The organism is Vibrio floridensis (genome assembly GCF_021852965.1).
GTDB lineage: Bacteria > Pseudomonadota > Gammaproteobacteria > Enterobacterales > Vibrionaceae > Vibrio > Vibrio floridensis.
In genome coordinates this window covers 32,867-58,421 of record NZ_JAKGCY010000012.1, presented here as the reverse complement: position 1 = coordinate 58,421, position 25,555 = coordinate 32,867, and the positions used below count along the sequence as shown (strand labels likewise).

Below are 25,555 nucleotides of genomic sequence, written 5' to 3'. Positions count from 1 at the left end.
ATAAGAGTGACTTTTATGTCTGACATTAAATTTGAAACCGTAGAAGAGAAAGCAAGCTACGGTATCGGCCTACAAATGGGCCAGCAGCTAGCAGGTTCAGGTCTAGATGGCCTAAACGTTGCTGCCATCGCTGCGGGTATCGCAACATCTCTAACTGGCGACATGCCAGCGGTAGAAGTAGACGAAATCAACAAAGCACTACATGAGCTGTACACTCGCGCAGAATCTGCTCGTGCAGAAGCGGCAAAAGCGGCAGCGGCTGACGGCGAAGCCTTCCTAAAAGACAACGCGCTTCGTTCAGAAGTCACGGTTCTTGAATCTGGCCTTCAATACGAAATCATTACTGAAGGTAATGGTGAAATCCCAACTTCAGACAAAACTGTACGTGTTCACTACCACGGTGAACTGGTTGATGGGACGGTATTCGATAGCTCAGTATCACGTGGTCAACCAGCACAATTCCCAGTAACAGGCGTGATTAAAGGTTGGGTTGAAGCACTACAACTGATGCCTGTAGGCTCTAAATGGAAACTCTACATCCCACACGATCTTGCTTACGGTGAGCGTGGTGCGGGTGCATCTATCCCTCCATTTGCAGCACTTGTATTTGAAGTAGAACTGCTAGATATCGTTTAAGCAGTAATTTCTATACGGATTGCAAAAGCTGACTTCGGTCGGCTTTTTTTATATGCGAGGTGCGAGGTGCGAGGTGCGAGGTGCGAGGTGCGAGGTGCGAGGTGCGAGGTGCGAGGTGCGAGGTGCGAGGTGCGGAATTTTTGCCAACCTTACATGGTTGTGTCAACAAAAAAGCCGAGCTAATGCTCGGCTTTTCCGTTCTTACGAACCTGATTACTCAGCAGCAGCTTCTTCTGCAGCTGGGCGATCTACAAGCTCAATGTAAGCCATTGGAGCTTTATCACCAGCACGGAAGCCAGCTTTTAGGATACGAGTGTAACCGCCCTGACGAGCAGCAAAACGTGGACCTAGTTCGTTAAATAGCTTTGCAACTACTTCGTTGTCACGAGTACGTGCAAACGCAAGACGACGGTTAGCAACACTGTCAGTCTTAGCTAGTGTAATCAAAGGCTCAACTACGCGACGTAGCTCTTTAGCTTTTGGCAATGTAGTCTTGATAACTTCATGACGTACAAGAGAGCTAGCCATGTTGCTGAACATCGCTTTGCGATGTGAGCTGTTGCGGTTGAGTTGACGACCACTCTTACGATGGCGCATGACCTAATCCTTCTAACTAGTATCGATTAATCTTCAGCGATTGATGCAGGTGGCCAGTTTTCTAGGCGCATGCCCAGAGACAAACCACGTGACGCAAGTACGTCTTTAATCTCTGTAAGAGACTTCTTACCAAGGTTTGGAGTTTTAAGTAGCTCAACCTCAGTACGTTGTACTAGATCACCGATGTAGTGAATCGCTTCTGCTTTCAAACAGTTGGCAGAGCGAACTGTTAGTTCAAGATCGTCTACAGGACGCAGTAGGATCGGATCGAATTCTGGCTTCTCTTCCTTCTCCTCAGGTACACGTACATCACGAAGATCTACGAACGCATCCAATTGTTCAGCAAGAATAGTTGCTGCACGACGGATTGCTTCCTCAGGCTCAAGAGTACCGTTCGTTTCCATATCGATAACAAGCTTGTCTAAATCAGTGCGTTGTTCTACACGAGCTGCTTCTACAGCGTAGGCAATTTTGTCTACAGGGCTGTAAGTAGCATCTACTAGTAGGCGACCGATTGGACGCTCATCTTCTTCAGTATGGATACGAGCAGAAGCTGGAACATAACCACGACCACGTTCTACTTTGATGCGCATTGCGATCTCTGCGTTGTCATCCGTTAGATGACAAATAACGTGTTCAGGGTTAGCGATCTCTACATCACCGTCATGGGTGATGTCACCTGCAACCACAGGGCCCGAGCCTGATTTGTTCAGTGTAATGAACACTTCATCTTTGCCTTCGGCAACACGTACAGCCAAACCCTTAAGGTTTAGTAGGATTTCAAGAATATCTTCTTGAACGCCTTCTTTCGTACTGTACTCATGAAGAACGCCTTCAATTTCTACTTCTGTCACAGCACAACCTGGCATAGAAGATAGAAGAATACGGCGTAGTGCATTACCTAGAGTATGGCCGAAACCACGCTCCAATGGCTCAAGAGTTACTTTTGCGTGAGTCGAGCTGATCTGTTCGATGTCAACTAGACGTGGCTTAAGAAATTCTGTTACAGAACCCTGCATTGTGTCCTCTCTTTAGTTTAACCTTACTTAGAGTAAAGCTCGACGATCAATTGTTCGTTGATGTCAGCTGATAGATCTGAACGTTCAGGCATACGCTTGAATGTACCTTCCATCTTGCCACCATCGACTTCAATCCAAGTTGGTTTTTCACGTTGTTCAGCAACTTCTAGAGCTGCTTTAATACGAGATTGCTGTTTAGCTTTCTCGCGAATAGAAACAACGTCGTTAGCCGCTACTTTGAAAGAAGGAACGTTTACAACTTTACCGTTTACTAGGATAGCTTTGTGGCTAACTAGCTGACGTGCTTCTGCGCGAGTTGCACCAAAGCCCATGCGGTAAACTACGTTATCAAGACGACCTTCAAGAAGCTGAAGTAGGTTTTCACCTGTGTTGCCTTTAAGACGAGCAGCTTCTGCGTAGTAGTTACGGAATTGTTTTTCTAGAACGCCGTACATACGACGTACTTTTTGCTTCTCACGAAGCTGAACGCCATACTCAGATAGACGACCGCGACGAGCGCCGTGTACACCTGGTGCGTTATCAATTTTACACTTGGTATCGATCGCGCGTACACCAGACTTAAGGAATAAGTCAGTGCCTTCACGACGGCTAAGCTTCAGCTTAGGACCCAAATATCTTGCCATGATTCTTCTCCAATCTTCCTAGAAACGTTAAACGCGACGTTTCTTCGGTGGACGACAACCGTTATGAGGGATTGGCGTAGCATCAACGATGTTTGTGATGCGGTAACCAGCTGCATTCAGTGCGCGAACAGTAGACTCGCGACCTGGACCAGGACCCTTAACCATAACTTCCAAGTTCTTTAGACCGTATTCTTTAGCCATTTCAGCACAACGCTCAGCAGCAACCTGTGCAGCGAACGGAGTAGACTTACGAGAACCACGGAAACCTGAACCACCTGCAGTTGCCCATGCAAGAGCGTTACCTTGACGGTCAGTGATGGTTACGATTGTGTTATTGAAAGAAGCATGGATGTGCGCAACGCCATCCGCAACTTGCTTGCGTACGCGCTTGCGCGCGCGAGTTGGTTGTTTAGCCATTGTACTCTACCTTCCCGATTATTTCTTGATCGGCTTACGCGGACCCTTACGGGTGCGAGCGTTGGTTTTAGTACGCTGTCCACGTAGAGGTAGACTGCGACGATGACGAAGACCACGGTAACAGCCAAGGTCCATAAGACGCTTGATGTTCATAGATACTTCACGACGTAGATCACCTTCTACAGTGTACTTAGCTACACCATCACGCAGTTGATCGATCTGCTCTTCAGTTAGTTCACTGATCTTAACATCTTCAGCAATACCCACGTCAGCTAGGATAGCTTTTGAGCGAGTCTTACCGATACCGTAGATCGCAGTTAGTGCGATTACAGCATGTTTTTGATCAGGAATGTTAATGCCTGCAATACGGGCCATTATTCACTCCTAGTTTTCATAAAAGAATTATCCGCAGCAAAGCCCGTGTCGGATACGCTGCGGGATACTACTTCTTTTGCACGCAAAAGGTAGGCCGAGGAATATACTCGACACTACCTTTTATTTCAAGTAAAAATTTCTGCTGATTAGCCTTGGCGCTGCTTGTGCTTTGGCTCACTGCAAATCACGCGAACGACACCGTTACGCTTGATTACTTTACAGTTACGGCAGATTTTTTTAACGGAAGCACGAACTTTCATTGCTAAACTCCGTAATTGAAACTGAAACTACCGCCGGATTAACGGCCGTAGCCTTTCAGATTCGCTTTCTTCAACACAGACTCATATTGATGAGACATCAAATGTGTCTGTACCTGTGCCATAAAGTCCATGATAACAACCACTACGATAAGTAGTGATGTACCGCCGAAGTAGAAACGTACGTTCCACGCGACCATCATGAACTCCGGAATCAGACAGATAAAGGTAATATATAGCGCACCAGCTAAGGTCAAACGCGTCATTACTTTATCAATGTACTTGGCTGTCTGCTCGCCTGGGCGGATACCGGGTACGAATGCACCTGACTTCTTCAGGTTATCTGCTGTTTCACGCGGGTTGAAAACCAACGCCGTGTAGAAGAAACAGAAGAAAATAATCGCTGCTGCATAAAGCATTACATACAGAGGTTGACCAGGACTTAGAGCCAATGACACGTCAGTTAACCAACCAAACGCGCTGCTTTCACCATTCTGACCGAACCACTGGGCCAATGTTCCAGGGAACAGGATAATGCTTGATGCGAAAATCGCAGGAATTACACCAGCCATATTAATTTTCAATGGTAGGTGCGAGCTTTGCGCTGCAAACACTTTACGACCTTGTTGACGCTTCGCGTAGTTAACAACGATACGACGCTGACCACGCTCCATGAAAACAACGAAATAAATAACAGCAAAAGCCAAAACTGCGATTAACAGCAGAAGAAGTACATGCAATTCACCTTGACGCGCTTGCTCGATTGTTTGACCGATTGCCGAAGGCAATCCAGCAACAATACCTGCAAAGATAAGTAACGAGATACCGTTACCAATTCCACGCTCTGTAATTTGTTCACCTAACCACATCAAGAACATGGTGCCGGTTACTAAACTCACGGTAGCAATTAGCGTAAACATGGTTTGGTCGATAACGACCAGATTGTCGACCATGTTTGGTAGGCCAGTTGCAATACCAATAGCTTGGAATGTTGCAAGTACAAGCGTGCCGTAGCGTGTATATTGGCTGATCTTACGACGGCCTGCTTCACCCTCTTTCTTGAGTTCAGCTAACGCTGGATGAACTACAGTTAGCAACTGGACAACAATAGATGCCGAAATATACGGCATGATGCCCAGAGCTAAAATAGATGCACGCTCAAGAGCACCACCGGAGAACATGTTAAACATTTCAACGATGGTACCTTTTTGCTGTTCGAACAAATCGGCAAGTACAGCTGCGTCAATACCAGGAATCGGCACAAATGAGCCAGCTCGGAATACTAAAAGTGCACCAATTACGAATAATAAGCGCGACTTTAATTCACTTAAGCCGCTCTGAGCACTACGAAAATCTTGTCCTGGTTTCTTAGCCATCTGTACCTCGTTCCTCGAGATTATTCCTCGATTTTGCCGCCTGCAGCTTCGATTGCAGCTTTAGCGCCTTTAGTCACACGTAGACCTTTAACAGTCACTGCCTTGTTAATTTCACCAGAAAGAACGATTTTCACGTTCTCAATGTTTTTGGTGATAACGTTAGCAGCTTTAAGGCTGTTTAGATCTACCACGTCACCAGTTACTTTCGCTAGCTCAGCTACGCGAACTTCAGCAGACACTAGACTCTTACGAGAAGTGAAACCGAATTTTGGTAGACGTTGTTTTAGAGGCATCTGACCGCCTTCAAAACCTGGACGAACTTTACCGCCAGAACGTGACTTTTGACCTTTGTGACCACGGCCACCTGTTTTACCAAGGCCAGAACCGATACCGCGACCTACACGCTTAGGAGCATGCTTAGAGCCAGCAGCCGGTGATAGAGTATTCAAACGCATTTCTGATTACTCCTCAACTTTAACCATGTAGTAAACCTTGTTGATCATACCGCGAATACACGGAGTATCTTCAAGTTCTACTGTGTGGTTGATACGACGAAGACCTAGACCACGAAGTGTAGCTTTGTGCTTAGGTAGACGACCAATTGAGCTTTTAGTTTGTGTTACTTTGATAGTTGCCATGGTGTTCTTACTCCGAAATAGCTTCAACAGTTAGACCACGTTTAGCAGCAACCATTTCTGGTGACTTAACGTCTACTAGCGCATCAATCGTTGCACGAACGATGTTGATTGGGTTAGTAGAACCGTACGCTTTAGACAGTACGTTGTGTACACCAGCAACTTCTAGTACTGCACGCATCGCACCACCTGCGATAACACCAGTACCTTCTGCAGCAGGCTGCATGTAAACTTTAGAGCCCGAGTGGCGACCTTTCACTGGGTGGTGAAGTGTGCCTTCGTTAAGTGCGATAGTAACCATGTTACGACGCGCTTTTTCCATTGCTTTTTGGATCGCTGCAGGTACTTCACGTGCTTTGCCGTAACCGAAACCTACACGACCATTACCATCACCAACTACTGTTAGTGCAGTAAAGCTCATGATTCGACCACCTTTAACCGTTTTAGAAACACGGTTAACTGCGATTAGCTTTTCTTGCAAATCATTCGCTTGAACTTGTTGTTCTTTAGCCATCTTCCAACCCTACCTTAGAATTTCAGACCAGCTTCGCGAGCAGAATCTGCTAGCGCCGCTACTCGACCGTGGTATTGGAAACCAGAACGATCGAATGCAACAGTAGATACGCCTTTTTCAAGAGCGCGCTCTGCTACAGCTTTACCAACTGCTTTAGCTGCTTCGATGTTACCAGTGTATTTCACTTGCTCACGGATCGCTTTTTCTACAGTAGAAGCTGCTGCGATAACCTCAGAGCCGTTTGCCGCGATAACTTGAGCGTAAACGTGGCGAGGAGTACGGTGTACTACCAGGCGAGTTGCACCAAGTTCTGCAATCTTACGACGTGCACGTGTAGCACGACGGATGCGAGATGCTTTCTTATCCATAGTGTTACCTTACTTCTTCTTAGCTTCTTTACTACGCACATTTTCATCTGCGTAACGAATACCTTTACCTTTGTAAGGCTCAGGCGCGCGGTAAGCACGAATGTCAGCTGCTACTTGACCGATCAACTGCTTATCACAACCAGTTAAAACGATTTCAGTTTGGCTAGGACACTCAGCTTTGATACCCGCTGGCAATTCATGCTCAACTGGGTGAGAGAAGCCAAGAGTTAGACCAACCGCGTTGCCTTTAATAGCAGCACGGTAACCTACACCCTTAAGGGTTAGCTTACGGGTAAAGCCTTCAGTAACACCTACAACCATGTTGTTAACTAGAGCGCGAGCAGTACCTGCTTGAGCCCATGCGTTAGCAACACCTTCGCGAGGACCGAAAGTTAGCTTGTTTTCTTCCTGAGCGACAACTACTGCGTTGTTGATAACGCGAGATAGTTCACCTTTAGCACCTTTTACAGTGATTTCTTGGCCGTTCAGTTTCACCTCTACGCCAGCTGGAATAGCGACAGGTGCTTTAGCAACACGAGACATATTCTACTCCTATTAAGCTACGTAGCAGATGATTTCACCACCAAGACCTGCTTTGCGAGCAGCGCGGTCTGACATCAGACCCTTGGAAGTGGAAACTACAGCAACACCTAGACCACCCATTACAGATGGCAGATCGTCTTTCTTCTTGTAGACGCGCAGACCTGGGCGTGAAACACGCTTAAGTTGCTCGATTACTGGTTTAGCTTGGAAGTACTTAAGAGTAACTTCTAGCTCAGGTTTTGCTTCGCCTTCAACAGCGAAGTCAACGATGTAACCTTCAGCCTTTAGTAGTGCAGCGATTGCAACTTTCAGCTTTGAAGAAGGCATTTTAACAGCAACTTTGTTTGCTGCCTGACCGTTACGAATACGGGTCAGCATATCCGAAATCGGATCTTGCATGCTCATATGATTTACTCCAAATGATTAAAGTGGCAATTACCAGCTAGCCTTACGAAGTCCAGGAATCTCGCCTTTCATGCAAGCTTCACGAACTTTGATACGGCTCAGACCGAATTTACGTAGGTAACCGTGTGGACGACCAGTTTGGTTACAACGGTTGCGCTGACGTGACGCACTAGAATCACGTGGAAGAGTTTGCAGTTTTAGAACCGCATTCCAACGATCTTCTTCAGATACATTTACATCGCTGATGATAGCTTTTAGAGAAGCACGCTTTTCAGCGAACTTAGCTACTAGCTTTGCACGTTTTACTTCACGTGCTTTCATTGATTGTTTAGCCATAACAGTAACCCTTCACCTTACTTACGGAATGGGAAGTTAAAGGCAGCCAGCAGAGCACGGCCTTCCTCATCAGTACCAGCAGACGTCGTAATAGTGATGTCTAAACCGCGTACACGATCAACTTTATCAAAGTCGATTTCCGGGAAGATGATTTGCTCGCGAACGCCCATGCTGTAGTTACCGCGACCGTCAAAAGACTTAGCGTTAACACCACGGAAGTCACGTACACGTGGAAGAGCGATAGAGATTAGACGCTCCATAAAATCCCACATACGTTCGCCACGCAAGGTTACTTTACAACCGATTGGGTAGCCTTCACGAATTTTGAAGCCTGCAACAGACTTACGCGCTTTAGTGATAAGTGGCTTTTGACCAGAGATCGTTGCCATATCAGCAGCTGCGTTTTCTAGCAGTTTCTTATCGTTGATAGCATCGCCCACACCCATGTTAAGGGTGATCTTTTCGATTCTAGGGACTTGCATGACGCTTGTGTAACCGAACTGTTTGGTCAGTTCAGCGACTACAGACGACTTGTAGTAATCATGCAGTTTCGCCATAGTAGAACTCCAAATTACTTTCTAAATTAGTTAGAAACAGTTTCACCGTTAGACTTGAAGAAACGAACCTTTTGGCCGTCTTCAAAACGGAAACCGATACGGTCAGCTTTGCCAGTAGCTGCATTGAAGATAGCCACGTTAGAAACGTCGATAGCTGCTTCTTGCTCAACGATACCGCCTTGGATACCTAGAGCTGGAACAGGTTTCTGATGTTTCTTAACTAGGTTGATACCTTCAACAACAACTTTACCAGTTGCTAGGACCTTAGTTACTTTACCTTTCTTGCCTTTATCTTTACCAGCAAGAACGATTACTTCGTCGTTACGACGGATTTTAGCTGCCATTATTTGCCGCTCCTTACAGAACTTCTGGAGCCAGTGAAACGATCTTCATGAACTTATCGCCACGAAGTTCGCGAGTCACAGGACCAAAGATACGTGTACCGATAGGTTGCTCACTGTTGTTGTTCAACAGTACGCAAGCATTTCGGTCGAAGCGAATGACAGAACCGTCTGGACGACGTACGCCTTTACGGGTGCGAACTACCACCGCCTTCAGAACGTCACCTTTTTTAACTTTACCGCGAGGAATTGCTTCCTTAACAGTAACTTTGATAACGTCACCGATATGTGCATAACGGCGGTGAGAGCCACCCAGAACCTTAATACACATTACGCTGCGAGCGCCTGAGTTATCAGCTGCGTCCAGCATACTTTGCATTTGGATCATGTTAGTGCTCCGCTAAATATTAAAAAAACTAGACCCTCTCGGGTCGGGCTGCCTCTTTATAAGGGACGCGAATTGTACCACCCTTTTTTGTGATTGGGTAGTCAAAAAATAAACGGCCCCAAAAAATTTTTGGAGCCGTTTATATTCATAGAATAGTGAAGATTAGATCTTCGCTTTTTCTACAACTTTTACCAAAGTCCAAGACTTAGTCTTAGACAGTGGACGACACTCAACGATTTCAACAGTGTCGCCAATGCCACACTCGTTGTTTTCGTCATGTGCGTGAACTTTAGTCGTGCGCTTAACGAATTTACCGTAGATAGGGTGCTTCACCATGCGCTCGATAGCAACAACGATAGACTTGTCCATCTTGTCGCTAACAACACGACCTAGTTGAGTACGAATTTTGTCGCTCATTATGCGCCTGCCTTCTCAGTCAAAACAGTTTTCACACGTGCGATATCACGGCGTACAGCTTTCAGAGTATGAGTCTGCTGAAGTTGACCAGTTGCAGCTTGCATGCGCAAGTTGAACTGTTCACGTAGCAAATTCAATAGCTCAGCGTTAAGCTCTTCAACGCTCTTTTCGCGTAGATCTTGTGCTTTCATCACATCACCTGCTTAGTTACAAATGTAGTCTTGAATGGCAGTTTGCGAGCCGCTAGGCGGAACGCTTCACGCGCCAATTCTTCAGGTACACCATCAACTTCGTACATAACCTTACCAGGTTGGATTTGGGCTACCCAGTACTCAACGTTACCTTTACCCTTACCTTGACGAACTTCAAGTGGTTTTTCTGTGATTGGTTTGTCTGGGAACACACGGATCCAGATTTTACCTTGACGCTTGATATGACGCGTCATAGCACGACGTGCAGCTTCGATTTGACGAGCAGTCAAACGACCACGGCCAACAGCTTTAAGACCAAAAGAACCAAAGCTTACTTCAGTACCTTTAGCTAGACCGCGGTTACGACCAGTATGAACCTTACGGAACTTAGTACGTTTAGGTTGTAGCATCTGTCGACTCCTTACTTACGGCCTTTACGCTGCTTCTTAGGCTTGTCAGCCTTTGGCTCTGCAGCTTCAGTTGCTGCTGGCATACCGCCTAGAATCTCACCTTTGAAGATCCAAACTTTAATGCCGATTACACCGTATGTGGTGTGAGCCGAAGAAGTTGCGTAATCAATGTCTGCACGTAGAGTGTGTAGAGGCACACGGCCTTCACGGTACCACTCAGAACGTGCGATTTCAGCACCGCCTAGACGGCCACTTACTTCCACTTTGATACCCTTAGCACCTAGACGCATTGCGTTTTGTACTGCGCGCTTCATAGCACGACGGAACATAACACGACGCTCTAGCTGAGACGCGATGCTGTCACCAACAAGTTGCGCATCTAGTTCAGGCTTACGTACTTCAGCGATGTTAATTTGCGCTGGTACACCTGCGATTTTTGCTACAGCTGTGCGTAGCTTCTCAACGTCTTCACCTTTCTTACCGATAACGATACCTGGGCGAGCAGTGTGAATAGTCACACGAATGCTCTTAGCAGGACGCTCGATAACGATGCGTGATAGAGACGCTTTTGCTAGTTCCTTAGTTAGGAACTGACGTACCTTGAAGTCGCCGTCTAGGTTGTCAGCGAAATCTTTGGTGTTAGCAAACCATGTAGCATTCCAAGGCTTAACGATGCCTAGACGAATACCATTAGGATGTACTTTTTGACCCATTGCTTACTCTCCTAGTCTCTAGCGATCTGCTACAACAACAGTGATGTGGCTTGAACGCTTCAAGATACGATCCGCACGACCTTTTGCACGAGGCATAATACGCTTCATGGTTGGGCCTTCATCTACAAAGATTTTTGCAACATTCAGATCGTCAATATCTGCACCTTCGTTGTGCTCCGCGTTAGCGATAGCAGACTCAAGAACTTTCTTAACTAGTACAGCAGCTTTTTTGTTGCTGAACGTTAGGATTTCAAGAGCTTGGTCAACAGATTTACCACGGATTAGATCCGCAACTAAGCGAGCTTTCTGAGGCGAAATGCGAGCAAAGTTATGTTTAGCAATAGCTTCCATTATTTACTCCTTAACGCTTCTTAGCTTTCTTATCCGCAGCGTGACCGCGGTAAGTACGAGTTGGTGCGAATTCACCCAGTTTGTGACCGATCATTTCTTCGGTAACGAAAACTGGAACGTGCTGACGACCATTATGGACAGCGATGGTCAAACCGATCATCGTAGGGATGATCATTGAACGACGGGACCAAGTCTTAAGTGGCTTTTTGTCTCCGCTTTCCACCGCTTTCTCTACCTTCTTCAGCAAGTGTAGGTCAATAAATGGACCTTTCTTGAGAGAACGTGGCATGGCGATTCCTCTTTATATAGATTACTTGTTACGACGACGTACGATGTACTTGTCAGTGCGTTTGTTGCTACGAGTCTTGTAGCCTTTAGTTGGTACACCCCAAGGTGAAACTGGATGACGGCCACCAGAAGTACGACCTTCACCACCACCGTGTGGGTGATCTACTGGGTTCATTACCACACCGCGAACGGTTGGACGAACACCACGCCAGCGACTTGCACCAGCTTTACCAAGCTCACGAAGCATGTGCTCAGAGTTACCAACTTCACCGATTGTTGCGCGACCTTCAGATAGAACTTTACGCATTTCGCCAGAACGTAGACGGATAGTTACGTAAGAACCATCACGAGCTACTAGCTGAGCGTAAGCACCCGCTGAACGAGCCAACTGTGCACCTTTACCAGGAGTCAATTCAACACAGTGAATTGTAGAACCTACTGGGATGTTGCGCATTGGTAGAGTGTTACCCGCTTTGATCGGTGCATCAACACCAGATTGGATAACGTCACCAGCTTGCATACCTTTAGGTGCAATGATGTAACGACGCTCACCGTCTGCGTACAGAACTAGAGCGATGTTTGCGCTACGGTTTGGATCGTATTCTAGACGCTCAACTTTCGCTGGGATACCGTCTTTAGTACGTTTGAAGTCAACTACACGGTAGTGTTGCTTATGACCACCACCGATGTGACGTACTGTGATACGACCGTTGTTGTTACGACCACCGTTCTTAGAGTTTTTCTCTAGAAGAGGTGCGTAAGGCTTGCCCTTGTGTAGGTCAGCGTTAACAACTTTAACAACGTGACGACGACCAGCCGAAGTCGGCTTACATTTAACAATAGCCATTATTCAACTACTCCTGTTATTCCGCGCCGCCAACAAAGTCAAGATCTTGACCTTCTTTCAAAGTAACGTACGCTTTCTTCACGTCTGAACGACGGCCTTGGCGTAGACCTTGACGCTTGGTCTTACCCTTAGTGATAAGAGTATTTACAGACTTAACTTCAACTTCAAATAGCTGTTCTACAGCTGCTTTGATCTCTTTCTTAGTTGCATCTTTCGCTACTTTGAAAACGATAGTGTTCGCTTTCTCAGCTGCCATAGTTGCTTTTTCAGAGATGTGCGGTGCACGTAGAACTTTTAGTAGACGCTCTTGAGTGATCATGCCAGCATCTCCTCAACTTGCTTAACTGCGTCAGCAGTCATTAGAACCTTGTTAAACGCGATTAGAGAAACTGGATCAATACCAGCTACGTCACGTGCGTCAACTTTGTATAGGTTACGTGCAGCTAAGAATAGATTCTCGTCTACTTCGCCAGTTACGATAAGCACGTCGTTTAGCTCAAGTTCTTTAAGCTTAGCAACTAGCTCTTTCGTTTTTGGTGCTTCAACAGAGAAGTTATCAACAACGATTAGACGCTCTTGACGAACTAGCTCAGAAAGAATGCTCTTCATCGCACCACGGTACATTTTCTTGTTTACTTTTTGGCTGTGATCTTGTGGTTTCGCAGCAAAAGTAACACCACCTGTACGCCATAGTGGGCTACGGATTGTACCAGCACGTGCACGGCCAGTACCTTTTTGACGCCATGGCTTAGCACCACCGCCAGAAACTTCTGAACGTGTTTTTTGAGCACGAGTACCTTGACGAGCACCTGCTGCGTACGCAACAACTACTTGATGAACAAGAGCTTCGTTGAACTCACGTCCGAAAGTAGCTTCGGAAACAGTTAGTGCAGCAGCACCTTTAACCATCAATTCCATTACTTACTCCTAGACGTTATGCTTTAACAGCTGGTTTAACGATCACGTTACCGCCAGTTGCGCCAGGGACTGCACCTTTAATAAGAAGCAGATTGCGCTCAGCGTCAACACGTACGATCTCTAGGTTTTGAGTCGTTACACGCTCAGCACCCATGTGACCTGCCATTTTCTTGCCTTTAAATACGCGACCTGGAGTCTGACATTGACCGATAGAACCAGGAGCACGGTGAGACAATGAGTTACCGTGAGTCATATCTTGAGTGCGGAAGTTCCAGCGCTTAACAGTGCCTTGGAAACCTTTACCCTTAGATGTACCAGTAACGTCTACTTTTTTAACTTCGTTGAATAGTTCAACAGTTAGTTCTGAACCAACTGCAAACTCTTCGCCGTTTTCTAAACGGAATTCCCAAAGACCACGACCAGCTTCAACGCCAGCTTTAGCAAAGTGACCTGCTTCAGCTTTGTTTACGCGGTTAGCTTTCTTTGTACCAGCTGTAACTTGGATTGCTGCATAGCCGTCAGTCTCAAGAGTTTTCACTTGAGCAACACGGTTCGCTTCAACCTCAACAACAGTTACAGGGATAGAAACGCCTTCTTCAGTAAATACGCGGGTCATGCCCACTTTACGACCGATTAGACCAATCATTCTTCTAATCTCCCTTAACCTAGGCTAATTTGAACGTCAACGCCTGCAGCAAGGTCTAGACGCATCAGAGCGTCAACAGTTTTGTCTGTTGGCTCAACGATGTCGATTAGACGCTTGTGAGTACGAATTTCGTACTGGTCACGAGCTTTCTTGTTAACGTGTGGAGAGATAAGAACGGTGAAACGCTCTTTACGAGTAGGTAGTGGGATTGGACCACGAACCTGTGCGCCAGTGCGCTTAGCTGTTTCAACGATTTCCGCTGTTGAAGCGTCGATTAGTTTGTAATCGAAAGCTTTAAGGCGGATACGGATACGTTGGTTCTGCATGAGACAGAGCTCCAATATTAAAAATTACACAAACAATATCGCCACTCAAACTCGTTAAGACGAGAGAATGCCGATTGATTTATGTGAAACCGTAGCATCCAAGATTAGGACGCATTGTCAGTTAATTTTCGATTAACCATGTATCTATGGAAGGAACGCTATCAGATAGGAACACTAAAATAGATAAGCTAATTGTATTAACTGCGAACATAAGCTGAGTATACATTACCCTACAACCGAAGCTGCTGGCTCCTCGCTGCTCATTGGTTCACAACTGAACAAGTCAGTGCGGCGTATTATACAGATCACAGTTTTGCTTGCAAGGGCTGTTTGAAAAATAATCGGAGAAAGATTCCATGGATTGGAACCCTAGCAACGAGAGTCACATCGGCCGAGCTTAAACCTCAATATAGAGTGATAGACATAGACAATAGACGGAATCAATCGCGCGCCCCGACCACCAGCCCTTTTCCCGTAGACACAGGATAATGAGGTAAACGATGAGAAAGAAATGAATCGACCCAGAGCTCAAATACAAGTCAGAAGTGAAGGAAACTAGAGAGCTAGGAACTAGGAACTAGGAACTAGGAGCTAGAAAACTAGAAAACTAGAAAACTAGAAAACTAGAAAACTAGAAAACTAGAAAACTAGAAAACTAGAAAGGTAACTGCAACTTAGCACGAAAACAAAGGCCCTAGAGAGCTAGGGCCTTGTCTATTATCTTGATAACTGATTTATCGCTAATGGATCACGTTGTGGTTCAGGCAACTTGAGCTCTTTCACCTTGTCTAGCCCACTTTGCGTAATCCCGCCTTCATACCTTGGTGTTGGGTCACCTGGGTAGAGAAACGCTTTAGACCCCGGATTCCACGCTTGGAAGAAAGTACTCAGATCCATTTGAGCCGCATAAGAGGCGCAAAGCATCAACATGTCACTCTTTCCAAACCCTGAGGCTTGGCACATATTCTCACCTTTTAGCTCAGACAAACCCTCTGTCTCATTACGCGTTAATCGATGCATTAACTTAAAGAGGTTCCACCCTGTGAGCCCTTCTTCCGAGCTGTAGTAACTTGGTAACTCATCGCCATACCACTGCTGAATATCAAATTCACTCTCGGCCCACTCTTTCAGCTGTGCAAACATCACTAGGCGTTCACCCGCACCGCCCGCGCCCCATGCATGACCATTCTCCATACGCACAAAATCTGGCGCGATTCGGATGTCTTGCTCAACGCGCGCCATTTTTCCTAAGTGTAGATCCTGCATGTACAACGCCAGTAGGTTATTCACCACTTCCGTTGCGCCATCGACATTAAACGGTGCCTCTGCGGCGTTATGTCCAACCTCATGCCATAACAGCCAGCTGTTCAGTGGCGCTGTATTTAGACTTTGGCTCTTGGCATTAAAGCTCGCATTCATCACTGGGTAACCAGAGTGAGCCGCACCAATACTGATCGCAACATCATTTACAAAGTGATGGCGGTTATTAGGATTACTTGAACTGGTCGCTTGACGATTTAAGCGCCCTTCAACACCTTCATCGCGAGCGTAAAAATCATTGAGATCCGCCGAAAAACGATCGAGATCCCGTGCGAACTGTTCGATACCACCAGAGTAACCAGAAGCATTTAAATTCGCTTTCGGGGCAGTAAAGACAAAGGTATCTGAAATCACCTCCCCCATTGGCGCAGGAGAGGTCTTTGGATTTTGCCATTTGCCCTGTTTAAACAGAGGCGCATCAACCGTGCCACTAAACGTTAAGCTCACTTGCTCGCTATTGCCACCTTGGGCATAAATCAACCCACCATAAGGAATGGTAAACTGCTGACTTGTGGCATGGCCACCACCAATGACGAACGACTTGGTCATTCTTGGCGGGCGCTGCAAACCAAGCTCATGTTTTTCGCGACCAGTTAAATCATCAGCCAAAGCGATAGTGATAGTGACGGGCGCTTCCTCCCCAGCCACCGATACCGTAAACGGCTGCTGCGCGACCGCCCACTGCCCTGTTGGCTGACGGTTGCCCGCAAACCATGCGGTCGTCAAATTACGCATATCCAAAGTAACATTGCGGCCACCCGCCCCCTCACCAGCTTCCCCAGGAAATGCACGGACATCCACCTTGATGTCTAAATCCCAAAAAGAGCGACCAAGCATTAATCGGGTTAACGGTTTTTCCATATAGTTGAGCGGGTAGCTAGGGTTCATTTGACCGGCATACTCACCAGACGCATCACCATAGACCATGTTCAACCGGTTCAACTCAGATTTCACCTCTTCTGGGCAATGAGTGTTACCGCCAGCCACATCATTGGTGTAACAGTTTAAGAATTGAGTAAAACGCTGGAAACCTAACTCATCATCACTGCTTGATTCGTAACGATACTCGAGGTCGTTCCATAGCCAAACCGTCATATTCTGGTAGATACGGCTGAGATCAACACTACTTAAACGCTCACCCACTTTCCCTTTGGTACGAAAATAGCGCTCATGCTGATACAGCGCTTCAATATTGGTCCCTAAGTTCGCCGCTTTCACCATGGCTTGCGATTCCGCTTCACCAAGTTTGAGCTCAGTGTAATAAGGCACATGCATACCCCCACCAGTGGGTATGCCGTTCCCTGGGCGGTATTCCAAACAGTTCACTTCATAATGAAATTGGCTATCGTGACACTCTTGATAAGCGGGTTCTCCGTCTACCAAGAAAGCGTTCAAAATACGTTGCTTTGCCTTGGCAAGGCTGTCTTCATCCAATATAGGCTGTTGATGTTGATCGACAACCACATGGCCCTCTTCATCTTTACGCCAATGCTGTGATTCATCAATAAAGGCAACATTAATGATCGGGTTGCCATCTTTATCCAGCACTGGCTCGCCCTGCTCATCCAATTCAGGCCAACGAGCCATCTCTAGATTGGGTTTATCATCTGGCTTGCCTTCTACTTGATATTGCCACTCAACCGAACCATCGTCTTTAATGGTGTACGGCAATACTGGTTTACCATCCGCGCCTTGTACCGCCGCATAGCGCTCTAACACCCAAATACCGTACTGACGCTGATTGCGCGGGCGATCAGGATAACCGCCACTTGGTCCATTGCCATTTGGCACCACACTTTGCCCCATGCCAAACGCGATGCCTGCACTATCGAGTAGCCGAGCAACTTCACCCGCGTTAGCACGATTGATGATGGTCTCCATCATCAAAACATTGCCACCACGATTCACGTAGTCAATGAGATCCGAGACATCTTGCTGGCTCAATTTAGGCTTATTGATATTGGCACTCATTGGCAGATCGTACGGGCCGATACCCGCATGACCTAAATACTCATACCCATTGATGATCACAACGGGCATCGCTTCAGGGTCAAGATGGCCAAAATCAGAGAGTTGCTCCGTTTTAGCCGCTAAACGAGGATCGATAACAAAATCGGCCCGCTCGCCCATCACTTGACCATGACGCTTAAAGTAGACATAAGGAATATTGGTGCCAACCGTCAGCTCTTGCGCTGATTTGTCGGTTAAATAGAGGAGTGTGTTAGCAAAAAAGTTTGCCATGTCGTCAGTGTCGCTGGATTGCTTACACGAGCCATCTTGATTCACCCCGCCATTCCAACTAAAGCCATTCGGGCAAACCAACACACTGTTGTATCGCGCGTTGCCCATCACCATCACTTTGCCTTTGCCCAACTCACCAATGCTCATGAAAGGCAGATTGAAGGTCGCCGTTTCCGCCGACACTTTTTCTGGCACCGCAGAAGAAGGGGCTTCGGTGATAAACGCCAGACCTTGCGCATCCCAAGCTTTCGGTTGACCAAAGTCGATCCAGTAATTGTTGTCGTTACGAGCCATCATGACCGGAAACGCGCTATTGGCAATATTCACCGCCGCCTGACCGCGTGCATTACCTGTACTCCCGTAGAAGTTGGTGCTGTCATGGAACACATGGAAACGCTCTACTTTTTTCCATCCGGCTTGTTGTGCTTGGTGAGTAGCTCCCCAAAGTTTTTGGATATCCGCTTGAATGCGGCTTGCTTGCGGATCGAGTGCGCCTTTAACCACTGGTAGCTCAAAGTTTGAGCGAGAAGATGGCTTGGCGAGCTGCTGATCGATATCCGCAGCGAGGCCATGAGCAAATTGCTGTTCGAATTCACCCGGAACCAGTTGCGTTTGACCTCCACCCACGTCAAGTAACGTATCATCACTATTGAGCGACAAAGAGATCGCTTCATTGACCACGTTCGGATAGAGGGCAAAAACCTCCGTGACTTGTTGAGGCAGCGTTACTTTACTGTCAGTACGGTCGGCATAACGATGCACCAGTTTTTCAACGTTTTTCCCCTCATTTCCTTGAGCAAGTTCTGTTAGCTGGAAGGCCGTTTTGTTGCCACGTATCTCACCCAGTTCAAACGTATCGATAGCAAAACTGATGTTTTCGCCCCAAGAGAATTCAAAGCGGCCATCACCGATCATATTTCCTTGCTTATCGACTCCAGAGACACCTCGACCATGGGCACTGAAATACGCAATACCATTGACAGGCAAACCTTGCTCATTAAGCAACTGCGCTTGACTTAAGATAACTTCGCTCGGTTTATAAACCAGAGACTCTTCAGCACTTGCTGACACAAAACCACTCGTTAAGTCACTCGATGCGCCAGGCGTCACCGCCGGTGGAACATCGGGCACGTGCGTTGTAGGCTGCTTATCCACTTGGTTATCATTGCTCACTTTCTCAGTGATCAACGCTCGAAACTCATCAACAGGCATATCTAGGTTGTGGTCAAAATAATGTTCGAACGTGAGCGCATCGCGTGACGAAGACAAATCCAGCTCTATTGTATTGCCCTGAGTGCTACCGATGTTTTTAATCAGCGTTTGAATATTGCTCAAACGTACTGGTGAAGCTTTGTATTCATCGGCTTGAGCCAGCGACAAGACTTCCACATTGACGGCACGACTGCGAGTTTGTTCCGCAACGTATGGGGTTGTGAAGGTTGCAAGTGTGCGACCTTGCACCATGCACACGACATCCTCTTTTTGAGGAACATCGAACTGATTTGCTGGCCCACCATTACACTCAATCGAACCACTCAATATCAAATGCCCATCCAAAGATAAGGCGCTGACGATGATCGGATCATCAACCCCAATATCGGGCAGCTCTGGTTCTACCGTTGGAGGGAGAACGGGGGCAAGTACTTGATCTTCACTCCCACAAGCCACCAGCATAGAAGCAATCAAAAGCGACAAAAGGCTTCGTTTCAAGATGTCATCCTTCTTAAGAATACATTGAACAAGCAGACTTTCTTAATTAGCTCAAAATAAAAAAGAAAAGACGAAAGAACTGCAATTTACTTAATTTTAAAGCTCATTTTTTTACAGTTCAACATTCTATATATGGATTCAGGTTTGGGAAATAGAAATGAATTGGTACATTCAAAAAATGTGGCAGAGGCAGAATTAGAGATTTAGTCGCAGCAAACTACAGCGCTAGCTGAACAATGACTCCCCGCGTGCGCGAAGATGATGAGATAAGAGACTAGGGACTAGGGACTAGGGACTAAGGACTAAGGACTAAGGACTAAGGACTAAGGACTAAGGACTAAGGACTAAGGACTAAGGACTAAGGACTAAAGCAAGTAAAAGATAAAAATGAAGAAAAGACAAAAGAAACCAGAAACCTAAAACTGCATGGCTCGGAGCAAGCTTTGTTTTGCTTCCTCTTCACCATGGATCAAATAGATCTCCTTCGGCTTTTGCGCAATACCTTGAATAAAGGCCAGTAGGTCTGCTTGGTCTGCATGGGCCGAGTATCCAGACATCGTATGTATCTGAGCGCGAACCTCCACCATTTTCTGCTCAATTTGTACCGTTTTCTCACCAGACTGAATCTCACGCCCCAAAGTACCGTTCGCCTGATATCCAGCAAACAACACATCCGTACGCTCATCTGGCAACAACGCTTGGAGATAGTCCATAATCCGGCCACCTTGGCACATGCCAGATGCGGCAACCACAATCGCTGGCTCCCCTGTTGATGCGAGACGATTCACTAATGTTTTATGTTGACGATAATCATCTATCGTTATGCATTGTTCAAAGGCCAACGGATGGCGATGCACCTCCAGCCGACGTTTCGCCTCCTTTCCCCATAGTTTTTTAAATCGGCGATACGATTGAGTTACTCTTTTGGCTAATGGCGAATCGAGAATAATAGGGATGTCGGTACCGATATTATGCTCAAATATCAACTGCTCAATATCAAACAACAACTCTTGTGTGCGGCCGACACTAAACGCAGGAATCAAGATGGTGCCACCGTCTTGCAATGAGCGATTGATGATCGACTTGAGGCGCTCTCCTCTTTCTTCAACGCTTTCATGCAATTTGTCACCATAAGTGCTTTCTATATACAGATAATCGGCTCGAGGAGGCGAAATGGGATCTGGCAGTAGCGGGGTATTTCTCGGACCTAAATCACCAGAGAAAACCACGATTTCATCGTTTGGTAGCTTAAACTCCAAATAGGCTGAACCCAGTATATGACCAGCAGGATTAAAACGCAGATAGAGGTAGTTTTCTAAAGCATAAGAAACAGAGCGCGAAGCCCGATTGCCATTTGTTACGCGAGGAGTCAGCCTTAACCATTCTCCATACTTCACTGGTTTTACGCGTTTTTTGACCAAATCGAGCACTTGGTGTAACTGTTTGTGGTTTAAGCCTAACTGTAACCTTAGCCCATCCTCTAGCATCAGCGGAACGAGTTCAGCAGTCGCTTCCGTACAGTAGATAGAACCAGAAAATCCTGCGGCAAGTAGCCAAGGAATACGACCAATATGATCGATGTGCGCATGAGTCAGCACTAAAGCATCAATATGTTTGACAGGGAAATCCACTTCTGGAGGCCGCGCATCTTTCCCTTGGAAAAGCCCACAATCGATTAAGAGTGCGATACCCGCAGCGCGAAACTCATGACAAGAGCCTGTGACGGTATCCTTTCCCCCATGGTGAATGACTTGCATGCTTACTCCTTATTAGCTGGACAACAGGCCAAGATAAAAAACACCGGATACTGTCTATCGTAATCGCGAGTTTATCGTGCAGAGCCTTCGGTACGCATCCGACTCACTTGCATTCGGACAGAGATGGAAAACACTGCCTTGTTCGTCTTGTTCTATATACTACGACAGAATAAAAAAGATGGTTTTCCAACAGAGCAATGCTCGAGTAAGTTGGCAAAAATGCATACTAAGGTGACAATTACTGAACATCACGTGCCAAATATTGCATTTGAAAATGCACTCAATGCAACAGACAACAGCTGGATCACTAACAACAACGAAAATTGTTGTGGCAATGCCTACAAGCGCTCGCTAAACCATGGTGCCTTGCGTTAGTGAGGAAAAGAAACAAGTAGTGTCATAGACACCAAAAAGAGCTAGGTTTTCTTATCAACCTAGCTCGAAACACAACGAGTTCTACTCCAAGATATATTACTTGCTGTAGAACTCTCTATACCAAGAAACGAACTCAGCAACACCCTCTTTTACGGTGACTTTTGGCTTGTAACCAGTAGCAACAAATAGATCTTCCGTGTCTGCGTAAGTCTGATAAACATCACCTGGTTGCATTTCGCGAAAATTTTTCTTTGCTTCAATACCAAGTTCATTTTCAATTGCTTGCACAAAATCCATCAGATTGATAGGAGAACCATGACCAATGTTATAAACCGAGTATGGCGCAGAGCTCGTTGCTGGTGTTCCAACTTCAACAGTCCAAGATTCATTTCGGGTTGGGATAACATCAGCAATCCGAACAACACCTTCCACGATATCATCTACATGGGTAAAGTCTCTCCACATATCACCATTGTTGTTGATGTCTATCGTTTCACCACCAAGAATTTTCTTGGTGAAAATAAACGGCGCCATATCCGGTCGGCCCCAAGAACCATATACGGTGAAAAAGCGCAAACCTGTGGTTGGAATATCATAGAGATGGGAATAGCTGTGCGCCATCAACTCATTAGATTTTTTGGTGGCCGCATAAAGCGATACTGGGTGATCTACAGAATCTGACGTGGCAAAAGGCACTTTCTCATTCAGCCCATACACAGAGCTCGAAGAGGCATAAATTAAGTGCTTAACCTTAGTTTGTCGACACCCTTCAAGAATATTCAAATGGCCCACTAAGTTAGAATCCGCGTAAGCGTGTGGGTTTTCCAACGAGTAACGGACTCCCGCTTGCGCAGCTAAATGAATCACTCGTTCAAACTGTTGCGTTGCAAATAAATTCGCCAATGCCTCTCGATCTGCGATATCTAATTGAATAAAAGAAAATAACGGATGCTCTATACGTGCCAACCGAGCCTGTTTAAGATTTACATCGTAATAGTCGTTGATATTATCGATGCCAACCACATTGTGGCCTTGCTCTGTGAGCTTTTTAATCGTGGCACTACCAATAAATCCTGCCGCGCCAGTAACTAGATATTTCATATTTAAGTCTCAAAATGATTTTGGAGTTAGGGCCTAGAGCCTAGACCTAATCACCACCAAACAAATCACGGGTGTAAACTTTATCCGCAACGTCAGCTATTTCATCCACCATGCGATTTGAGATTATCACATCCGCTGTTTGCTTAAACTCATTCAAATCTTTGATTACACGAGAGTGGAAAAATTCAGCTTCTTTCAAAACAGGCTCATACACCACTACTTCAATGCCTTTAGCTTTGATACGTTTCATGATTCCTTGAATTGAGGAAGCGCGGAAGTTATCCGAACCCGCTTTCATGATCAAACGGTATACCCCAACGACTTTGGGTTGACGTTTGATAACCGAATCAGCAATAAAGTCTTTTCGTGTACGGTTAGCATCAACAATGGCGCCAATAATGTTATTCGGTACATCTTGGTAGTTTGCTAATAGCTGTTTGGTATCTTTTGGCAAGCAGTAACCACCATAACCAAATGATGGGTTGTTATAATGGTTGCCAATGCGAGGATCTAACCCCACGCCTTCGATAATTTGGCGTGCGTCTAGGCCGTGCGCTTCCGCGTATGAATCCAGCTCATTGAAGTACGCAACACGCATAGCAAGATAGGTATTTGAGAAGAGCTTTACCGCTTCAGCTTCTGTCGAATCGGTAAAAAGCACTTGAATATCATCCTTTACTGCCCCCTCAACCAGTAAGTTTGCAAAAACCTCCGCACGCTCACTTCGTTCACCAACAATGATGCGAGATGGGTGAAGATTATCGTAAAGTGCTTTGCCTTCTCGAAGAAACTCTGGAGAAAAAATTACGTTCTCACAACCCAACTCTTTCTTAATTCGAGCGGTATAACCAACAGGAACCGTAGACTTAATCACCATTACAGCATCAGGATTAATAGTCATTACGTCATGGATCACTGCTTCAACTGAAGAGGTGTTGAAGTAATTAGTCTGTGGGTCGTAATCCGTCGGTGTCGCAATGATAACAAACTCAGCATCTCGATACGCGGCTTCTTTGTCTAGCGTAGCGGTAAAGTTTAACGACTTATTTGATAAAAAACATTCAATCTCAGTGTCTATAATCGGAGATTGTTGGTTGTTTAATAGATCGACTTTTTCTTTGATGATATCTACTGCGACAACTTGGTGGTTCTGCGCCAAAAGCATGGCATTGGATAATCCAACGTAGCCGGTACCCGCAACTGCGATTTTCATTGATTGATGTCCATACAAAATTTTTTCAAAGATTACCAAAAAAGGCATATTACCGATAGTACAAACCCAGCAAGACAAACACCGTCGTTTTACACATACAACACATCTAGCCAACATCAAATGTGTCCTTCTACAAGCAATAAAACTGGTCAACATTAACCAGAAGCAAACCTTTGCTGAAGGTGTAAACTAGGCTAGAATTCATCATTATAACGCTCATTGCAAAACCAACTGACTAGCCCATGTTTTTAGAACTCTCCTTCATATTCTTTTCTTCTTTTGCCACCCTATTTTTGATGCGAAAAGTTGCGAGACGGATAGGCCTCGTTGACAAGCCCAATGCACGCAAATTACATGTAGGGTGCGTTCCTCTTGTCGGGGGGATTTCCATATGCTTAGTGCTCGCCCAATACTTGATATTTAGACCTGAAACCATCAATCATAGCGGGCTATATCTTGCATCTATAGCGATCCTTTCTTTTGTGGGAGCGCTTGATGATAAATTTGATATGAGTTTTAAAATACGCATGGTGATTCAAGCCGCGTTATCACTGCTGATGATTAATATTGCCGGAATGGAACTACACAACCTTGGTAATCTTTTAGGATTTGGCAACCTTTACCTTGGCTCGACTGGTAGTATTGTCACTATTCTTGCGGTAATAGGCGCCATCAATGCTTTCAATATGGTTGATGGGATTGATGGGCTTCTTGGTGGTCTCTCCATCGTCACTTTTGGCGCATTAGCATTCTTGCTAAATATCGCTGACCAGCACGGATTAACATATCTGTGTGTTGTCATCATTGTCGCCTTACTACCATACATTTTAATGAACCTTGGGCTACTTGGTCGCGAGCGCAAAGTGTTCATGGGTGATGCGGGCAGTATGATGATTGGCTTTACCGTTATTTGGCTCTTACTTGGTATTAGCCAAACAGAAAATAAACCGCTTATGAGACCCGTGACGGCACTTTGGCTTATTGCGATCCCACTTATGGACATGGCAGCTATCATGATACGTCGCATTCGACGGGGAGATTCACCCTTTAAACCCGATAGAGAGCATCTACACCATATTTTCCAGCGCTTAGGTCTTAGCTCGAGACAAACACTCATCGTGATCTGTGGCTTTTCGACTTTATTGGCGGTCTTTGGCATTTACGGCGAAATAAATAAAATTAGTGAAGCATTTATGTTCTATAGTTTCCTAGCTTGCTTCCTCATTTACGCAACCCTACTAACTTATGTGTGGAAAATAACGAGCTTTGTTCGACAGCTTCTGGGAAAGACATCGGCTGAAACAACATAACTATACCCACTCA

General features: G+C 45.9%; 34 protein-coding genes. 2 read left to right on the top strand and 32 right to left on the bottom strand.

Going from position 1 to position 25,555, the window contains the following annotated elements; genetic code table 11:
• Window positions 1-15: 15 nt before the first annotated feature.
• Window positions 16-636 (top strand): BamJ family beta-barrel-assembly machinery protein, encoded by a 621-nt coding sequence (locus LZU85_RS16215; RefSeq protein WP_176298372.1) that lies wholly within the window; start codon window positions 16-18, stop codon window positions 634-636.
• Between the two features lie 213 nt (window positions 637-849).
• On the opposite strand, the gene rplQ is transcribed toward LZU85_RS16215, so the two are convergent.
• The 32 genes from rplQ to LZU85_RS16055 all read right to left on the bottom strand — a co-directional run bounded on the left by rplQ (window position 850) and on the right by LZU85_RS16055 (window position 24,232).
• Window positions 850-1,233 carry a 50S ribosomal protein L17 gene (gene rplQ / locus LZU85_RS16210; RefSeq protein ID WP_011078810.1) on the bottom strand — a complete coding sequence of 128 codons (384 nt, stop codon included), beginning with the start codon at window positions 1,231-1,233 and terminating at the stop codon, window positions 850-852.
• Window positions 1,234-1,259: 26 nt separating this feature from the next.
• A complete protein-coding gene (locus LZU85_RS16205; RefSeq protein WP_010445384.1) occupies window positions 1,260-2,252 on the bottom strand; it encodes a DNA-directed RNA polymerase subunit alpha in 993 nt (330 codons plus the stop codon).
• A gap of 23 nt (window positions 2,253-2,275) precedes the next feature.
• Window positions 2,276-2,896, bottom strand: coding sequence for a 30S ribosomal protein S4 (gene rpsD, locus LZU85_RS16200; RefSeq protein ID WP_176298373.1), 621 nt, complete (start codon window positions 2,894-2,896; stop codon window positions 2,276-2,278).
• 27 nt (window positions 2,897-2,923) lie between these two features.
• Window positions 2,924-3,313: a 30S ribosomal protein S11 gene (gene rpsK / locus LZU85_RS16195; RefSeq protein ID WP_005597095.1), complete on the bottom strand. Its 390-nt coding sequence runs from the start codon at window positions 3,311-3,313 to the stop codon at window positions 2,924-2,926.
• An 18-nt stretch (window positions 3,314-3,331) separates the two neighbouring features.
• The gene (rpsM, locus tag LZU85_RS16190) at window positions 3,332-3,688 is read right to left on the bottom strand and encodes a 30S ribosomal protein S13 (RefSeq protein ID WP_011078812.1); all 357 of its coding nucleotides are present in this window, start codon (window positions 3,686-3,688) and stop codon (window positions 3,332-3,334) included.
• A 146-nt stretch (window positions 3,689-3,834) separates the two neighbouring features.
• Window positions 3,835-3,948, bottom strand: coding sequence for a 50S ribosomal protein L36 (gene rpmJ / locus LZU85_RS16185; protein ID WP_000868186.1), 114 nt, complete (start codon window positions 3,946-3,948; stop codon window positions 3,835-3,837).
• A gap of 38 nt (window positions 3,949-3,986) precedes the next feature.
• Window positions 3,987-5,321, bottom strand: coding sequence for a preprotein translocase subunit SecY (secY, locus tag LZU85_RS16180; protein WP_176298374.1), 1,335 nt, complete (start codon window positions 5,319-5,321; stop codon window positions 3,987-3,989).
• A gap of 20 nt (window positions 5,322-5,341) precedes the next feature.
• Complete coding sequence (gene rplO / locus LZU85_RS16175; RefSeq protein ID WP_011078814.1) at window positions 5,342-5,776, bottom strand: 50S ribosomal protein L15; 435 nt, start codon at window positions 5,774-5,776, stop codon at window positions 5,342-5,344.
• A 6-nt stretch (window positions 5,777-5,782) separates the two neighbouring features.
• Window positions 5,783-5,959, bottom strand: coding sequence for a 50S ribosomal protein L30 (gene rpmD, locus LZU85_RS16170; protein ID WP_011078815.1), 177 nt, complete (start codon window positions 5,957-5,959; stop codon window positions 5,783-5,785).
• 7 nt (window positions 5,960-5,966) lie between these two features.
• On the bottom strand, window positions 5,967-6,470 hold the full coding sequence (gene rpsE / locus LZU85_RS16165; protein WP_011078816.1) for a 30S ribosomal protein S5: 504 nt from the start codon (window positions 6,468-6,470) through the stop codon (window positions 5,967-5,969).
• A 14-nt stretch (window positions 6,471-6,484) separates the two neighbouring features.
• Window positions 6,485-6,838: a 50S ribosomal protein L18 gene (rplR, locus tag LZU85_RS16160; RefSeq protein WP_011078817.1), complete on the bottom strand. Its 354-nt coding sequence runs from the start codon at window positions 6,836-6,838 to the stop codon at window positions 6,485-6,487.
• A 9-nt stretch (window positions 6,839-6,847) separates the two neighbouring features.
• Window positions 6,848-7,381, bottom strand: a complete 534-nt coding sequence (rplF, locus tag LZU85_RS16155; RefSeq protein ID WP_176298376.1) for a 50S ribosomal protein L6 — start codon at window positions 7,379-7,381, stop codon at window positions 6,848-6,850.
• Between the two features lie 12 nt (window positions 7,382-7,393).
• Window positions 7,394-7,786: a 30S ribosomal protein S8 gene (rpsH, locus tag LZU85_RS16150; RefSeq protein WP_011078819.1), complete on the bottom strand. Its 393-nt coding sequence runs from the start codon at window positions 7,784-7,786 to the stop codon at window positions 7,394-7,396.
• A 30-nt stretch (window positions 7,787-7,816) separates the two neighbouring features.
• Complete coding sequence (gene rpsN, locus LZU85_RS16145; RefSeq protein ID WP_176298377.1) at window positions 7,817-8,122, bottom strand: 30S ribosomal protein S14; 306 nt, start codon at window positions 8,120-8,122, stop codon at window positions 7,817-7,819.
• Between the two features lie 17 nt (window positions 8,123-8,139).
• Entirely contained in the window at window positions 8,140-8,679 is a 540-nt protein-coding gene (gene rplE, locus LZU85_RS16140) for a 50S ribosomal protein L5 (RefSeq protein ID WP_011078821.1), read from the bottom strand.
• A gap of 26 nt (window positions 8,680-8,705) precedes the next feature.
• On the bottom strand, window positions 8,706-9,023 hold the full coding sequence (rplX, locus tag LZU85_RS16135) for a 50S ribosomal protein L24 (RefSeq protein ID WP_017420317.1): 318 nt from the start codon (window positions 9,021-9,023) through the stop codon (window positions 8,706-8,708).
• 13 nt (window positions 9,024-9,036) lie between these two features.
• The gene (gene rplN / locus LZU85_RS16130; protein WP_017420316.1) at window positions 9,037-9,408 is read right to left on the bottom strand and encodes a 50S ribosomal protein L14; all 372 of its coding nucleotides are present in this window, start codon (window positions 9,406-9,408) and stop codon (window positions 9,037-9,039) included.
• A gap of 162 nt (window positions 9,409-9,570) precedes the next feature.
• A complete protein-coding gene (gene rpsQ / locus LZU85_RS16125) occupies window positions 9,571-9,825 on the bottom strand; it encodes a 30S ribosomal protein S17 (protein WP_038963691.1) in 255 nt (84 codons plus the stop codon).
• A complete protein-coding gene (gene rpmC, locus LZU85_RS16120) occupies window positions 9,825-10,016 on the bottom strand; it encodes a 50S ribosomal protein L29 (protein ID WP_004410456.1) in 192 nt (63 codons plus the stop codon). Before rpmC ends, rpsQ begins: the two co-directional genes overlap by 1 nt.
• Window positions 10,016-10,426: a 50S ribosomal protein L16 gene (gene rplP, locus LZU85_RS16115; RefSeq protein ID WP_004728605.1), complete on the bottom strand. Its 411-nt coding sequence runs from the start codon at window positions 10,424-10,426 to the stop codon at window positions 10,016-10,018. The genes rpmC and rplP overlap by 1 nt, the downstream gene beginning before the upstream one ends.
• An 11-nt stretch (window positions 10,427-10,437) precedes the next feature.
• Window positions 10,438-11,139, bottom strand: a complete 702-nt coding sequence (gene rpsC / locus LZU85_RS16110; RefSeq protein WP_176298378.1) for a 30S ribosomal protein S3 — start codon at window positions 11,137-11,139, stop codon at window positions 10,438-10,440.
• Between the two features lie 18 nt (window positions 11,140-11,157).
• On the bottom strand, window positions 11,158-11,490 hold the full coding sequence (gene rplV / locus LZU85_RS16105) for a 50S ribosomal protein L22 (RefSeq protein ID WP_005528535.1): 333 nt from the start codon (window positions 11,488-11,490) through the stop codon (window positions 11,158-11,160).
• Between the two features lie 10 nt (window positions 11,491-11,500).
• Window positions 11,501-11,779 carry a 30S ribosomal protein S19 gene (gene rpsS, locus LZU85_RS16100; RefSeq protein WP_011078827.1) on the bottom strand — a complete coding sequence of 93 codons (279 nt, stop codon included), beginning with the start codon at window positions 11,777-11,779 and terminating at the stop codon, window positions 11,501-11,503.
• Between the two features lie 21 nt (window positions 11,780-11,800).
• Window positions 11,801-12,625, bottom strand: coding sequence for a 50S ribosomal protein L2 (gene rplB, locus LZU85_RS16095; RefSeq protein ID WP_011078828.1), 825 nt, complete (start codon window positions 12,623-12,625; stop codon window positions 11,801-11,803).
• Window positions 12,626-12,641: 16 nt separating this feature from the next.
• Window positions 12,642-12,944, bottom strand: a complete 303-nt coding sequence (gene rplW, locus LZU85_RS16090; protein WP_011078829.1) for a 50S ribosomal protein L23 — start codon at window positions 12,942-12,944, stop codon at window positions 12,642-12,644.
• Window positions 12,941-13,543: a 50S ribosomal protein L4 gene (gene rplD, locus LZU85_RS16085; RefSeq protein ID WP_011078830.1), complete on the bottom strand. Its 603-nt coding sequence runs from the start codon at window positions 13,541-13,543 to the stop codon at window positions 12,941-12,943. The genes rplW and rplD overlap by 4 nt, the downstream gene beginning before the upstream one ends.
• A 16-nt stretch (window positions 13,544-13,559) precedes the next feature.
• Entirely contained in the window at window positions 13,560-14,189 is a 630-nt protein-coding gene (gene rplC, locus LZU85_RS16080) for a 50S ribosomal protein L3 (RefSeq protein WP_011078831.1), read from the bottom strand.
• 14 nt (window positions 14,190-14,203) lie between these two features.
• A complete protein-coding gene (gene rpsJ / locus LZU85_RS16075; protein WP_004410492.1) occupies window positions 14,204-14,515 on the bottom strand; it encodes a 30S ribosomal protein S10 in 312 nt (103 codons plus the stop codon).
• Between the two features lie 717 nt (window positions 14,516-15,232).
• Window positions 15,233-19,786 carry an SslE/AcfD family lipoprotein zinc metalloprotease gene (locus LZU85_RS16070; RefSeq protein WP_237287748.1) on the bottom strand — a complete coding sequence of 1,518 codons (4,554 nt, stop codon included), beginning with the start codon at window positions 19,784-19,786 and terminating at the stop codon, window positions 15,233-15,235.
• 416 nt (window positions 19,787-20,202) lie between these two features.
• Window positions 20,203-21,543, bottom strand: coding sequence for an MBL fold metallo-hydrolase RNA specificity domain-containing protein (locus tag LZU85_RS16065; RefSeq protein ID WP_237287746.1), 1,341 nt, complete (start codon window positions 21,541-21,543; stop codon window positions 20,203-20,205).
• Window positions 21,544-22,014: 471 nt separating this feature from the next.
• Complete coding sequence (locus LZU85_RS16060; protein ID WP_237287745.1) at window positions 22,015-23,019, bottom strand: NAD-dependent epimerase; 1,005 nt, start codon at window positions 23,017-23,019, stop codon at window positions 22,015-22,017.
• Window positions 23,020-23,065: 46 nt separating this feature from the next.
• Window positions 23,066-24,232: a nucleotide sugar dehydrogenase gene (locus tag LZU85_RS16055; protein ID WP_237287744.1), complete on the bottom strand. Its 1,167-nt coding sequence runs from the start codon at window positions 24,230-24,232 to the stop codon at window positions 23,066-23,068.
• Between the two features lie 242 nt (window positions 24,233-24,474).
• Between LZU85_RS16055 and wecA the strand changes: the two genes are divergently transcribed.
• A complete protein-coding gene (gene wecA, locus LZU85_RS16050; protein ID WP_237287742.1) occupies window positions 24,475-25,542 on the top strand; it encodes a UDP-N-acetylglucosamine--undecaprenyl-phosphate N-acetylglucosaminephosphotransferase in 1,068 nt (355 codons plus the stop codon).
• The last annotated feature ends 13 nt before the right edge of the window (window positions 25,543-25,555 follow it).

Coding starts and splice junctions, on each gene's coding strand:
- LZU85_RS16215 (WP_176298372.1), top strand. CDS start 16: ATGTCTGACATTAAATTTGAAACCGTAGAAGAGAAAGCAAGCTACGGT.
- rplQ (WP_011078810.1), bottom strand. CDS start 1,233: ATGCGCCATCGTAAGAGTGGTCGTCAACTCAACCGCAACAGCTCACAT.
- LZU85_RS16205 (WP_010445384.1), bottom strand. CDS start 2,252: ATGCAGGGTTCTGTAACAGAATTTCTTAAGCCACGTCTAGTTGACATC.
- rpsD (WP_176298373.1), bottom strand. CDS start 2,896: ATGGCAAGATATTTGGGTCCTAAGCTGAAGCTTAGCCGTCGTGAAGGC.
- rpsK (WP_005597095.1), bottom strand. CDS start 3,313: ATGGCTAAACAACCAACTCGCGCGCGCAAGCGCGTACGCAAGCAAGTT.
- rpsM (WP_011078812.1), bottom strand. CDS start 3,688: ATGGCCCGTATTGCAGGCATTAACATTCCTGATCAAAAACATGCTGTA.
- rpmJ (WP_000868186.1), bottom strand. CDS start 3,948: ATGAAAGTTCGTGCTTCCGTTAAAAAAATCTGCCGTAACTGTAAAGTA.
- secY (WP_176298374.1), bottom strand. CDS start 5,321: ATGGCTAAGAAACCAGGACAAGATTTTCGTAGTGCTCAGAGCGGCTTA.
- rplO (WP_011078814.1), bottom strand. CDS start 5,776: ATGCGTTTGAATACTCTATCACCGGCTGCTGGCTCTAAGCATGCTCCT.
- rpmD (WP_011078815.1), bottom strand. CDS start 5,959: ATGGCAACTATCAAAGTAACACAAACTAAAAGCTCAATTGGTCGTCTA.
- rpsE (WP_011078816.1), bottom strand. CDS start 6,470: ATGGCTAAAGAACAACAAGTTCAAGCGAATGATTTGCAAGAAAAGCTA.
- rplR (WP_011078817.1), bottom strand. CDS start 6,838: ATGGATAAGAAAGCATCTCGCATCCGTCGTGCTACACGTGCACGTCGT.
- rplF (WP_176298376.1), bottom strand. CDS start 7,381: ATGTCTCGTGTTGCTAAAGCACCTGTCGCTATTCCAGCTGGCGTAGAG.
- rpsH (WP_011078819.1), bottom strand. CDS start 7,786: ATGAGCATGCAAGATCCGATTTCGGATATGCTGACCCGTATTCGTAAC.
- rpsN (WP_176298377.1), bottom strand. CDS start 8,122: ATGGCTAAACAATCAATGAAAGCACGTGAAGTAAAACGTGCAAAGCTA.
- rplE (WP_011078821.1), bottom strand. CDS start 8,679: ATGGCGAAACTGCATGATTACTACAAGTCGTCTGTAGTCGCTGAACTG.
- rplX (WP_017420317.1), bottom strand. CDS start 9,023: ATGGCAGCTAAAATCCGTCGTAACGACGAAGTAATCGTTCTTGCTGGT.
- rplN (WP_017420316.1), bottom strand. CDS start 9,408: ATGATCCAAATGCAAAGTATGCTGGACGCAGCTGATAACTCAGGCGCT.
- rpsQ (WP_038963691.1), bottom strand. CDS start 9,825: ATGAGCGACAAAATTCGTACTCAACTAGGTCGTGTTGTTAGCGACAAG.
- rpmC (WP_004410456.1), bottom strand. CDS start 10,016: ATGAAAGCACAAGATCTACGCGAAAAGAGCGTTGAAGAGCTTAACGCT.
- rplP (WP_004728605.1), bottom strand. CDS start 10,426: ATGCTACAACCTAAACGTACTAAGTTCCGTAAGGTTCATACTGGTCGT.
- rpsC (WP_176298378.1), bottom strand. CDS start 11,139: ATGGGTCAAAAAGTACATCCTAATGGTATTCGTCTAGGCATCGTTAAG.
- rplV (WP_005528535.1), bottom strand. CDS start 11,490: ATGGAAGCTATTGCTAAACATAACTTTGCTCGCATTTCGCCTCAGAAA.
- rpsS (WP_011078827.1), bottom strand. CDS start 11,779: ATGCCACGTTCTCTCAAGAAAGGTCCATTTATTGACCTACACTTGCTG.
- rplB (WP_011078828.1), bottom strand. CDS start 12,625: ATGGCTATTGTTAAATGTAAGCCGACTTCGGCTGGTCGTCGTCACGTT.
- rplW (WP_011078829.1), bottom strand. CDS start 12,944: ATGATCACTCAAGAGCGTCTACTAAAAGTTCTACGTGCACCGCACATC.
- rplD (WP_011078830.1), bottom strand. CDS start 13,543: ATGGAATTGATGGTTAAAGGTGCTGCTGCACTAACTGTTTCCGAAGCT.
- rplC (WP_011078831.1), bottom strand. CDS start 14,189: ATGATTGGTCTAATCGGTCGTAAAGTGGGCATGACCCGCGTATTTACT.
- rpsJ (WP_004410492.1), bottom strand. CDS start 14,515: ATGCAGAACCAACGTATCCGTATCCGCCTTAAAGCTTTCGATTACAAA.
- LZU85_RS16065 (WP_237287746.1), bottom strand. CDS start 21,543: ATGCAAGTCATTCACCATGGGGGAAAGGATACCGTCACAGGCTCTTGT.
- LZU85_RS16060 (WP_237287745.1), bottom strand. CDS start 23,019: ATGAAATATCTAGTTACTGGCGCGGCAGGATTTATTGGTAGTGCCACG.
- LZU85_RS16055 (WP_237287744.1), bottom strand. CDS start 24,232: ATGAAAATCGCAGTTGCGGGTACCGGCTACGTTGGATTATCCAATGCC.
- wecA (WP_237287742.1), top strand. CDS start 24,475: ATGTTTTTAGAACTCTCCTTCATATTCTTTTCTTCTTTTGCCACCCTA.